This is a genomic window from Aminobacterium sp. UBA4834 (genome assembly GCF_002400205.1).
GTDB classification, from domain to species: Bacteria; Synergistota; Synergistia; order Synergistales; family Aminobacteriaceae; genus Aminobacterium; species Aminobacterium mobile.
In genome coordinates this window covers 447832-458912 of the sequence record NZ_DHFC01000018.1, presented here as the reverse complement: position 1 = coordinate 458912, position 11081 = coordinate 447832, and the positions used below count along the sequence as shown (strand labels likewise).

The 11081-nt window shown below is 45.0% G+C and carries 12 protein-coding genes; all 12 read left to right on the top strand.

Annotated elements, in window-relative coordinates:
- Window positions 1-238 precede the first annotated feature (238 nt).
- The 12 genes from B3L97_RS08760 (at window position 239) to B3L97_RS08705 (ending at window position 11081) form a co-directional block, all read left to right on the top strand.
- Window positions 239-1246: a phosphotransferase gene (locus tag B3L97_RS08760; RefSeq protein ID WP_286934841.1), complete on the top strand. Its 1008-nt coding sequence runs from the start codon at window positions 239-241 to the stop codon at window positions 1244-1246.
- A gap of 35 nt (window positions 1247-1281) precedes the next feature.
- Complete coding sequence (cobC, locus tag B3L97_RS08755; RefSeq protein WP_024821749.1) at window positions 1282-1932, top strand: alpha-ribazole phosphatase; 651 nt, start codon at window positions 1282-1284, stop codon at window positions 1930-1932.
- Between the two features lie 82 nt (window positions 1933-2014).
- On the top strand, window positions 2015-2605 hold the full coding sequence (locus B3L97_RS08750) for a sigma-70 family RNA polymerase sigma factor (protein WP_024821750.1): 591 nt from the start codon (window positions 2015-2017) through the stop codon (window positions 2603-2605).
- A 49-nt stretch (window positions 2606-2654) separates the two neighbouring features.
- Window positions 2655-3284, top strand: coding sequence for a hypothetical protein (locus B3L97_RS08745; protein ID WP_286846234.1), 630 nt, complete (start codon window positions 2655-2657; stop codon window positions 3282-3284).
- Between the two features lie 35 nt (window positions 3285-3319).
- Window positions 3320-5056, top strand: a complete 1737-nt coding sequence (locus tag B3L97_RS08740) for a BamA/OMP85 family outer membrane protein (RefSeq protein WP_024821752.1) — start codon at window positions 3320-3322, stop codon at window positions 5054-5056.
- Between the two features lie 18 nt (window positions 5057-5074).
- On the top strand, window positions 5075-6319 hold the full coding sequence (locus B3L97_RS08735) for a hypothetical protein (protein WP_286934840.1): 1245 nt from the start codon (window positions 5075-5077) through the stop codon (window positions 6317-6319).
- Between the two features lie 14 nt (window positions 6320-6333).
- Window positions 6334-7383, top strand: coding sequence for a UDP-3-O-(3-hydroxymyristoyl)glucosamine N-acyltransferase (gene lpxD / locus B3L97_RS08730; protein WP_286934839.1), 1050 nt, complete (start codon window positions 6334-6336; stop codon window positions 7381-7383).
- Complete coding sequence (gene lpxC / locus B3L97_RS08725) at window positions 7380-8216, top strand: UDP-3-O-acyl-N-acetylglucosamine deacetylase (protein ID WP_286934838.1); 837 nt, start codon at window positions 7380-7382, stop codon at window positions 8214-8216. Before lpxD ends, lpxC begins: the two co-directional genes overlap by 4 nt.
- An 18-nt stretch (window positions 8217-8234) precedes the next feature.
- Window positions 8235-8684, top strand: coding sequence for a 3-hydroxyacyl-ACP dehydratase FabZ (gene fabZ / locus B3L97_RS08720; protein WP_024821756.1), 450 nt, complete (start codon window positions 8235-8237; stop codon window positions 8682-8684).
- A gap of 7 nt (window positions 8685-8691) precedes the next feature.
- The gene (lpxA, locus tag B3L97_RS08715) at window positions 8692-9498 is read left to right on the top strand and encodes an acyl-ACP--UDP-N-acetylglucosamine O-acyltransferase (protein ID WP_024821757.1); all 807 of its coding nucleotides are present in this window, start codon (window positions 8692-8694) and stop codon (window positions 9496-9498) included.
- Window positions 9488-9985, top strand: a complete 498-nt coding sequence (locus tag B3L97_RS08710; protein ID WP_024821758.1) for a KdsC family phosphatase — start codon at window positions 9488-9490, stop codon at window positions 9983-9985. Before lpxA ends, B3L97_RS08710 begins: the two co-directional genes overlap by 11 nt.
- The gene (locus tag B3L97_RS08705; RefSeq protein ID WP_024821759.1) at window positions 9969-11081 is read left to right on the top strand and encodes an LptF/LptG family permease; all 1113 of its coding nucleotides are present in this window, start codon (window positions 9969-9971) and stop codon (window positions 11079-11081) included. Before B3L97_RS08710 ends, B3L97_RS08705 begins: the two co-directional genes overlap by 17 nt.

Here is an 11081-nt window from a genome sequence, read left to right as displayed (position 1 = left end):
AGGTCGGCGGTTCGAGTCCGCCCGCCGGCTCCATATCATAGAAAAATAGGCTTTGTGTCTTGTTGCTGGGAAAGCAAAGGGCGCAAAGCTTTTTTTGTGTTTCCCCCTCCGTAGAGAAGTTTTGTCTTTCCATGAAAATACTGCTATATATAATATATCTAGATATTTAATTAATCATAGAAGATTTAATTATAATAAAGTTACATTCTTCTCAAAACACAAAGGAGGCCTATGCTCAGTGTTGTTATCGCGTTTTTTCGATGAAATTTCTACGCATCATTCAGAGCGAGGGTATATTATAGACGCCCGAACATTCCGCCTCCCAGGCGGAGAATCTTGTGCTGAAATTTTATATAAAGCCCTGGGGTATGTTCCGGAATTTGTTGTTCGTTTACGGCAAGGATGTGGTTCTAAGCCACTTCTTATATTTGACCGGAAGACAAAAGAGAAAATGAAACTTTATTGGGCTCGGACTCGGGAGGCTGCCAGAAATATAGTAGAAATAACGTCTCTTTTGGAAGCGAAGAAAGTTCCCATCCCTAAAGTTTATAGACAGATTGGGCCATACATTCTTTCTCAATGGATAGAGGGCGTTCCGCTGCGGAAACAACTTCCTTTTAGATACGCGAAAGCTATGGCTCGTTACCAGTCTCGTTTCCATGGAGCTAGTGTAGTCTCTCCAATAGATAGCTCTCTATATGTCCAGAGGATTCTTTCTTTATTCCAAAAAAAGAGGTCTGTGTGGCTTTCAGGCATGAGTAAAACAGATGTAGATATTTTATACTCTCTTTTAAGGGAAGAGGCCCCAGTGTCCCTTGCAAAGGGCATTCGTCATTCAGATATTCGCACATATAATCTAGTAAAAAGTAAAGACGGTTCCATTTACTCTATTGATAATGAAAACCTGCGAAGAGGGGTTGGATTCGAGTACGATATTTTTAAAACTGCCTATTTTACATTCAGGAAAACCCCATGGCATATCCCGCGATATTTAATCGAGAGCCTTTATTTTATCCCTCATAACACTATTTTAGCGGGATGGAATTTCTGGAATTTGCTTGTTTATGGAGCTAGCTTCCTTTTTGAGATAGAAATAAAGGGTGGTAAAAATGCGGAGATATACAGAAAGATTTTAAAAGAAGCTGCTTCTCTGAGAGAAAAAAGTTCCTCGAAGGGGGATATATTTTTTCAAAAATCTCTTTATAATGCTATCTTTTTTCTAGAGAGATCGGAGAACGGGGTATAATAACTCGAAGTTGATTGTATGAAGGAGAATAAGAATTGGCACTTAAACAGATTCTTTTTGTAAGACATGGACGTACCGATTGGAATAACGAACAAAGATATCAGGGGCATAGCGATGTTCCGCTTAATGAAGAGGGACTTGATCAGGCGAGGAGAGTTTCGTTGCGTCTCGCGTCCTTTCAAGCAGAGCTTATTGTTTCCAGTCCTTTGCAGCGAGCCGCTCAAACTGCCGCTATTATAGCTGAACATCAAGTTTCCACCTCGATCCTTCTTCGAAAGGGGCTGGAGGAAATAGGTTTTGGAGAATGGGAAGGGTTGACTGTCACAGAGGTAGAGGCATGTTTCCCTGAGGAGCATCGTCGTTGGCGTCAGGATCCTTCTTCAACGGTCCCTGGAGGTGGAGAGTCTTTTAGTAGTGTTCAGCAGCGTGTGGACAATGTCCTTAAGGAGATTATGACACGCGAGGAAGAACGAATTCTTGTTGTTGCTCATGGTGGAACTATTCGAACGGCATTAGTAAGCTTATTAGGAGTAAGTTCATCACTTGTGTGGCGAATGAGGTTAGATAATTGTTCTATTTCTTGTATTCAGGCTTATCGAGGCCTCTCTATGCTTTCATTCTTGAACGATGCTACCCATCTTTATGTCGAGAGTGAACTTGTAAGAGATCTTCCTATTTTGTTGTAGGTAACTTCACTTAGACAAGGAAGCTATGAACTGGTAGAATTTTCGTAATCGCTCTATGATGCGGCGAGGAGGGGGAAGACTGTTGGGCGAAACATTTGATGATAATCGATCTACGCGCCTTTCTCCAGAACGAGAGGCTCACCTCTGGATTCGATGTCATAAAGATGACGAAGCGAGAGAGGAACTCATTATATCTTATCGTCCGCTTGTTTTTTGGTTAGCGCAAAAGTTTCAGGTAGCCCCATCTTCTTATCCTGACCTGGTTCAGGAGGGAATGCTGGCTCTTATTAAAGCTGTGGATAATTTTGAGCCAGAGCGACAATTAAAGTTCACGACGTATGCGTTCTATCGCATTAAGGGGCAAATGGTTAACTTTCTACAGAGGTCTGAGGCAAAAGCTCCTGTTCCTGTAGATGTGGAAGAGGAATTGGTGGCAATGGACAGCTTTTCTCCGGATCTTTATGATCTTTCCCTCACTCTTTCTCATGAGGTCAAAAAATTGCCTCAGAGAGAAGCAGAAATTGTTGCGGATATGTTTTTTAAAGGGCATGATGCAAAGGAAGTTGCTCAGGAGCATCATATCGATGTAAGCCACGTATATCGCCTGAAGCGGAATGCTCTAGCGAGGCTTCGTAGCTGGCTCTTGCCAGACCATGCCACTAAAGAGATATGACTGGTGATAATGAAAAGAGAAGGCTCATTATTCCGGGAGTGGTGGAAGTATGGAAAAACGTATCTTAAGGGTTATGCGATGGCTGGAACGGTGTCTTTACGCATCAAGAAGGAAGGCGTGGCACAATGCTTTATCTGAAATGGAATGTGCCAGAGCAGAACTGGAAGAAGCACGACAGGAGTTGTGGCGACTTGCTGCTTGTGAAGAAAAGGCAGTACACGGGAAAACGACTCTGGGTTTTGTCGTGAAATCCCTGGGCCTTGCCTTTCTTTTCCTTTGTGCAATCTCCGCACCTCTCTCTGTCCCCATGCAGAATGCCCACAGGGTTTTAGTAGCAGATCGTTCCCAGGAACCGGTTCTTGAATGGCTTACCATTGATGAACAGGCGTTGTTAACGGCTTTACGTCGCAATCTTAGCGAAAGCAATATAGAAGCTATGCGACAAAAAGGGAAAGAGGAGGAGGGGAAACCGTATCAGCTCCCTCGTCTGGATAGGGGGCCGACAGCAGTAGCGCTGAGAAGTGAAAAATCTACTATTGTGGAGACAGAAGGACAACGGAATATAGAAGGCAAGGAAAACGAAAAAAATATATCCCTCGATCGGATTTTGACTCTTGTGCAAGTGGGGCAAAAAGCCCTTCGCGATCAGGGACCAGCAATCGTTGTTAATCGGCAGTAATCTTTAAGCACCTTTTCCGGAAGGAGAGATCGTGTGTGAAGCGATCAATATGTGTTTTTTTCGTATGTGTTGCGTTAGTGGGGCTTCTCTGTAATGGGGTTGGGGCTCAAGAGGCGAACGTGGCTTCTCTTAGTGTTCGTGGCAACGAACATGTGGTAGCAGAACATATTCTTTCTGCGGTTGGCACCAAAGCAGGGGAACCTCTCAATAAAGAACAGCTTCAGAAAGACGTGGAAGCCATTTATGAATTGGGATTTTTCTCTTTTGTTGATGTAGATCTTTCGGCTGCAGAGGGAGGAGTTGCTGTTGCGTACGTAGTTAAGGAGAATCCTGTCGTCGAAAAAATAGAGCTTTCCGGAAATACTGTTTACAGCGATGAAGAGTTACTGAAACTTGTTTTTACTACACCAGGGACGGTCTTTAATAGGGTCTTTTTTAGGCATGATCTTGAGCGTATCCAAGAAAAGTATCAAAAAGATGGTTATGTCATGATGCGCATAGCAGACGTGCAGATTGAAGGCGGCATTATTAATGTCCAGATTTTAGAGCCTGTGGTGGGTGATATTATCATCCAGGGGAACACAAAGACGAAAACCTATGTCATTGAACGGCAGATTAAAGTAAAAAAAGGCGACATATTTAACGCAACTGTTTTGCGTCATTCCATTAATAAAATTCAGATGTTGGGATATTTTGAAGATGTAAGTGTAGGTTTTGAGCCAGGCGATTCTCCTATGGCTACAAATGTTATTGTAACGGTAGAGGAGAAGAAAACTGCCTCAGTGGGGCTTTCCATTAGCCACGGAACGGAGAGCGGTTGGTCTGGCGGTCTCTCGTATACGGATGTGAACTGGAAGGGAAAAGGGCATAAAGCGGAAATAGGTTTTGAAACGGGAGATAATGAGCAGTACTGGGTCTCTTACACAGAGCCTTATATGGATGAAATCCATTATTCGTGGAAAGTCGGAGCTTACAAGAGAATGTGGGAAGATCGAGGGTACTATCGAGACAATATAGAACGGCTCGAATACGATGAAGAACGGACAGGGGCCTATATTGGCGCCGGGAAAAAGTTCTCTCATGATCCTTTCCTGAGCTGGTATCTCACCCTCGACTGGCATGATGTGGATGTCTCCAATATTCGAGAGAAAAATTCTGCTACAGAAGCGGATAAAGAAGATTTAACGAAGGGCACGACCTTCGCAGTTCTTGGAACCTTGACAAGAAACACTTTAGATGAATATTTGAGTTACTCGAAAGGGAATATTATAGATCTCAACGTAGAGCATGCTATGGATTTTTTCGGGGCTGACTGGACGTATACAAAGTACTGGCTCCAGGGACGTTTTTATGCCCCATTAACAGGATTCAAAAATTTCTTCGACCTTAACATTGGAACAGAAGATAACCCTCCAATTTTTGCGGCGAGAACTCGAATAGGCTTCTCTTCAGGAACTATTCCTTCTGCTGAGCGTTACTCTGTTGGTGGTACAAATACTCTTCGCGGCTATGATGGAGGTCAGTTTGAAGGGGACGAAATGTTCCTGGCTAATTTAGAATTCCGGTTGCCCATAGAAAAAGCTTTTGGTTTTGTACTCTTTTACGATACTGGAAATGCTTGGAGAGGCCAAGATAATTTTAGCCTTTCCGATCTCCATGATTCTTGGGGAGTGGGCGTGCGGGTGAAAACCCCTCTCGGGAACCTTCGGCTTGATTACGCTCAAGGAGAAGACGAGAATAAAACCCACTTTGGTTTCGGAGAACTCTTCTAAGGAGTGAGACCATCTGTTATGGTAAAAAGGTGCGGGGCTGTAGCCGCTGCGTTTTTGGCTGCGGCCCTTCTTTTTGTTGGCAGTCCTCTCTACGGGGCTGTTAAAATCAAAGGAATGCAGCCTTGGATGCAAGGTAGCGCAGAGAAAAGTCTCAATGCTGTGTGGCAGGAAATGGAGTCCACAGTTCCTCTTGCAGATCGCCTCTCCATGTTAACTCTCGTAGCAGAGCGCCTTTTCCTGGGATACTCCATTAAGACCCCCCAATGGAGTGGGACTGATGTACTTTTGCCAGTTTCATCTACGAACCCTATTTTATGGCAGGTACATGTTATTCAACCTGTTTTACCTTACCCCACAGACCAGTGGTTTTATAAAGATACGAAAGATCTACAGTCGCAGCTGTTAAAAGCTTTAGATCAAGTGCCTGTAGAAGCCTTGGGGTGGGCTGATATGGCTTTGAAACAGGAAATAGAAGCCCTATCAGGGCCTCGTTTGCCTGGTTGGGACGTATCTTTGCAGGTCCAGATCGATAGTGAGGGTGGTGGTGCCACTCTTAATGTGGCGTTTTTACCACAACAACCATTGGTTCTTGCTATTACACCTACTGTTCAATCATCTTCGCTTCCGGTTGCTTTTCAGTCAGATCTGAAAGATAATCTCCAGTCAGGTCTTTTCCCGGTCATTGGGCTTCCTGTTCAATGGGCGGACGTTCATAAAAAAGAAGTAGAAGAGCTGGCAAGACAATCTCTTGCAGGTCGTAATATAGTGGAAAATTCCAAAGCCCAGGTAGATGTCGCCTTTAAACCATCGCAGATAGCGAAAGCTGATGCAGTGGTAGAAAGCCCCCGTTTTACAATTCAAGCTTGGGCAGCTGCTTATGGGGGGACAGATGATAGATACCCGGAACTGGGGCTTCATGTAGGAAGAAAGGCTCTTCCTCTAAGCGGTTGGGATGTAGAGCTTTATGGGGAATGGATCCTTTCGACCAATGACTGGGGGCTTGAAAGCCGTTGGGGAGCTCGCTGGCGGTACTTCCCTCGCTTGTTGTTCGGAGTGGAATTGGCATATCCGGGAGAAGAAATATGGTGGCGTTTTTGGTTGACAGGAAAAGTAAAACAGCCGTATTTCTGGGTTCGTTTTAGCGAAAACAGCGAAAAGAACATGGGAGTGGGATATCGGTTGAATGAGTTTTTATCTATAGAATTGCATTATGACGAGCGCGATGATGATCAATGGAGCATTCGCGCTGTAGGAAATTTGTAAGGGGGACGGCGAGAGTGAAAAAAGTGCCTGACGTTTCCGTGACGCTCCGTCAAATCGCGGATTATATTGGCGGGACAGTGGTGGGGGATCCTGAGCATGAGGTTCATGCTGTAGTTTCTCCTGAAAAAAGTGCAAAAAATACAGTTTCTGTTATTTGGGAAGAACGAGAACTAGGGAAAATGGGGGGTGAAGGGTTTCTTGTGGGGCCTCCATCTTTTTTTAATGGCCAGAGAGAGGGAGTTCTGGTCTCAGATCCTAGAGAGGCTTTTGTCAAGCTTCTTTTTCTTTTCAAAAGTCCAAACAAGAGGGGAAAGGGTGTTCATCCCACGGCACTAGTAGCTGAAACAGCTCGCATCTCACCTTCTGCTTTCATAGGACCTTTTTGCGTGGTAGAGGATAACAGCGTTATTCACGATCACGTTGTACTTGAAGCTCATGTTTATATAGGGGCAAATTGTGAAGTGGGTGCTCACTCTGTTATAGAGCCCATGGCTGTCTTATTTTCCGATGTTTTGGTAGGGGAAAGAACTCTTATTCATAGCGGTGCTGTTATAGGTTGTGATGGGTTTGGAATTATCCCTTCTCGTTGCCCCAAGGAGCGGCCTGTCAAAATACCTCAGGTAGGTGGTGTGGTAATAGGGGACGATGTGGAGGTGGGAGCCTGTTCCACCATCGATCGTGGTACTCTCGATAATACGTATATAGGAGCTGGAGTGAAAATTGACGATCATGTTCATGTAGCGCACAATGTGCGGATAGGCGAGAATTGTATTCTTGTCGCCATGACGGGGTTAGCGGGAAGTACTGAGCTTGGGGAAGGCGTTATAATGGCAGCCCGTAGCGGAGCTAAAGACCACGTAAAAATAGGAGATCGTGCCCAAGTTGCGGCCATGAGTGGAGCTGTTAAAGACGTAGCACCTGGAGTAGTGGTGTCAGGGTTTCCTGCGAGAGACCACAAGGAACATTTCAAAGCTCAAGCTCTTTATCTGCGATTGCCTGAAATATTCTCCAGGTTGAGGGAGCTTGAGAAAAAAACAAAAAGTCTAGAAGAGGAGAAAGAATGACCCCTCTTTATACGCTGGCTTCTCCAATAATTTTTAGAGGGGTGGGGCTTCACTCAGGCGCTCCATGCTCTGTGGAGTTGAAACCTTCCACAGAGGATCGGGGTATTCTGTTCAAAATCAATGGTGAATACTTCCCCTTGAATAGTGCGGAATTCTCTGGGGATGGTCGAGGAACAGAGCTTCTTTTCCCTGGTGGCAGAAGAGTAAGGACAGTGGAGCACCTTTTAGCAGCTTTAGGGGCTATGGAAATTGGTCAGGTTGTGGTTGCTGTAACTGGTCCGGAAATTCCTATACTAGATGGGGGTTCTTTTTCTTTTGCAAAGGGAATACAGGAAGCAGGACGAGCGACAACAGGAGTTTTGAGCGAACCTTTAAAACTGCTCGTTCCTTTAGTGGAGAAAGACGAGACAGGGAATCGGATCCTCATGGCTTTCCCAGAGGATTGCCTCTCTATAACGTATATTATCGAATATTCGAATCCGGTAATCGGTACGGAGATATTTGACTTTCGAGTAACACCGGAAGGTTTTTTAACCCAAATAGCTCCTACGCGTACCTTTGCTCTAGATGAAGAAATGGATGACCTGATAGGTCGGGGTCTTGCAAAAGGCGGAACTCTTAGCAATGCTATTCTAGTAACAGGAAAAAAAGCAGAAACTGAGGGAGGTCTTCGTTTTCCTAACGAATTTGTTCGTCACAAAGTCCTCGATATAATTGGAGACCTTACGTTGCTTGGGCGCCCTCTCCATGCTCATATTGTGGCTATTAGGACAGGGCATGAAATGCATCTTCGGCTGGTTCGCCGGCTCAGAGCGTTGGAGAGCCGCTGCTAGTGAAAGGAGAACGTAAAAATGATCAATATCGATAGGATAATGGAAGCACTTCCTCATCGCTACCCCTTCCTTCTTGTAGATAGGATATTGGAGGTAGAAGAAGAGAGAGTTGTGGGGCTTAAAAATGTCTCTATTAACGAACCTTTCTTTCAAGGCCACTTCCCTGGAGAGCCTGTAATGCCGGGAGTCCTGATCCTTGAGGCTATGGGGCAAGTAGCAGCTATGATGATTATCTGTCGTCCCAATATGGGAGATATGATTACATATCTCACCGGCGTTGATAAAGCGCGATTCCGTCGGCCAGTTCGCCCTGGCGATCAACTTATTACCACTGCTGAAATAAAAAAAGTTCGAGGCCGTGTAGGGAAGGTGTGGGCCAAAGCGGAAGTAGATGGAGAATTAGCGGCGGAGGCAGAATATAGTTTTATAATGGCGGAGCGGCTATCTGGAAAGACAACGGAGGATTAAGAATAATATGAGCGTAACTATTCATTCAACAGCTCTTGTGTCTCCTCAGGCTGAAGTGGAAGATGGAGTTGTTATTGGACCTTATTGCATAGTTGGAGATCGTGTTCACATAGGTAGGGAAACAGTTCTCGAAGCATACGTACGTATTTTAGATTACGTTGAACTCGGCGCAGAATGTCATGTTTTTGAAAATGCGATTCTTGGCAGAGAACCCCAGGATCATGGTTTTAAAGGGGAAGAATCGTGGGTGCGCATAGGAAACAGCGTTACATTAAGAGAAAATGTTACAATTCACCGAGCCAGCGGAGAAGGAGCGGTGACGTCGGTGGGGGACGGCTGTTTTATTATGGAAGGTGTTCATTTAGGGCATAATGTGCACATAGGGAAAGGTGTCACCATAGCGAACAAAGCTGGGCTGGCTGGGTATGTTTCTATAGATGATGGAACAGTTATTGGCGGCATAGCAGGCATACATCAGTTTGTTCGGGTTGGACGCTACTGCATGATCGGAGGACTTTCCAAAATTGTCAAGGATGTGCCTCCTTTCCTTCTTGTCGATGGGCATCCTGCCTCTGTGCATGGTATCAATCAAGTAGGATTAAAAAGGGCGGGTTTTTCTTCTCATGATCGAATGGAAATAAAACGTCTTTATCATAATCTGTATCATTCAGGCCTTCCCTTCAGATCTGCTGCGGAAAACATAGAAACAGAAAACAACCCTAACGCCGCAGAAGTTGTTGCTTTTATTCGTCAGGCCAAAAGAGGTATCAGTCCCTGGCCCAGAGAAATAAGGAGAGAAGACGATGACCATTAAGCTTCTTGCTCTGGATGTAGATGGTACGCTTACTGATGGTGGCGTCTATCTCGATGGGCGAGGTAGCGAGTTTAAACGCTTTGATATCCAGGACGGCATGGGAATTGCGAGGTTGCGTAAAAGCGGTGTCCATATAGCTATTATTAGTGGCCGTTATTCTTCTGCTACAGAAGGCCGTGCCCGAGAGCTTGGTATCGATCTCATTTATAACGGAGTCCCCAATAAATATGAAACTCTTCTTGCCGTAGCGAAAATGCTGGATCTTCTCCCCTCAGAAATAGCCTATGCCGGAGATGATGTAAATGATGTTGAATGCATTACCTGGGCAGGTCTAGGCTGTGCTGTGGCTAATGGAGTAGAAGAAGCTAAAAAAGCAGCAGATTTTGTTACCGCTGCATCAGGGGGGCGTGGGGCTGTAAGAGAAATAGCAGAATATATATTAAGAAACAACAAAATAGAGGAAACAGGGTGTGGCTCTGGTGCGTAGACACGGTAGAGGTATTCTCGATCGTTTCATTTTAAAAGAGATGGCAGGGCCTTTTATCTTCGGTGTAATGTCTTTTACCATGGTTTTTGTTGCGGGGGATCTTCTTTTTCAGATCGCCAGTTTGATTATTGAGAAAGGAATCTCTCTCGGTGTCGTGGTTAGACTTTTCCTCTATCGCTTACCAGAGGTTATTATTCTTACCCTTCCCATGGCTTGCTTGCTCTCTTCGTTGTTGACATTCGGCAAGCTTTCGGCGAACAGTGAACTAGTAGCGTTAAAGGCGTCAGGAATTGCTTTCCAGAGGATTTTACGCCCTGTCATTTGGGGGGCGATTATTGTAGGTTTTGCTGCATTGATTTTAAATGAAACTGTCGTTCCTTTTTCAAATCGTGCTGCTGAAAACCTTATGCGCTATGAGGTAATGCGAGAGAAGCCTTCTCTTTTGCAGGAGCAGGTTTTTTTGCGAGACGAGAGCCAGGGAGAGTTGAATCGAGTTATTTACATCGAAAAGCTCCAGCCCCGAAAAGGAACCATGAGTAACATCTTGGTTCAAGAATTTGAAAAGGGCAAACTTCGAAGAATAACTGTAGGAAAAACGGGACTATGGAAAGATGGGAAATGGTGGCTTAATGATGGGGAAGTCTATCAGGTTGGAGAGACGGGCAAAGTTGAGCTTCTTTTCCATTTTGATCGCCAGCATTTTGAATTAGATCTCTCTCCTCAGCAAGTAGAACAGGCGTCACGGAAACCTAAGGAGATGAGCGCCACAGAGCTTTTAGTCCACATCCGACTTCTCAAAGCTCAGGGGGCTAGGCTTGCTCCTCTTTGGGTTATGTTCCATCTTAAATTAGCTGTCCCTTGGGCCAGTGTTGTGTTAGCTATATTAGGCGCCAGCCTTGGAGTCCGTTCTCATCGGACAGGATCTGGAGTCGGATTTGGTTTGAGCGTTGTTATTGTTTTTGTTTATTACGTGGTCATGTCTTTTTGTAAAGCCTTGGGAGAAACAGAGCATATGATGCCTTTTATAGCGGCATGGTTACCGAATGTGCTCTTCCTTCTCGTAGGGAGTTTCTTTGCTCGGAAGGCGAATGATTAA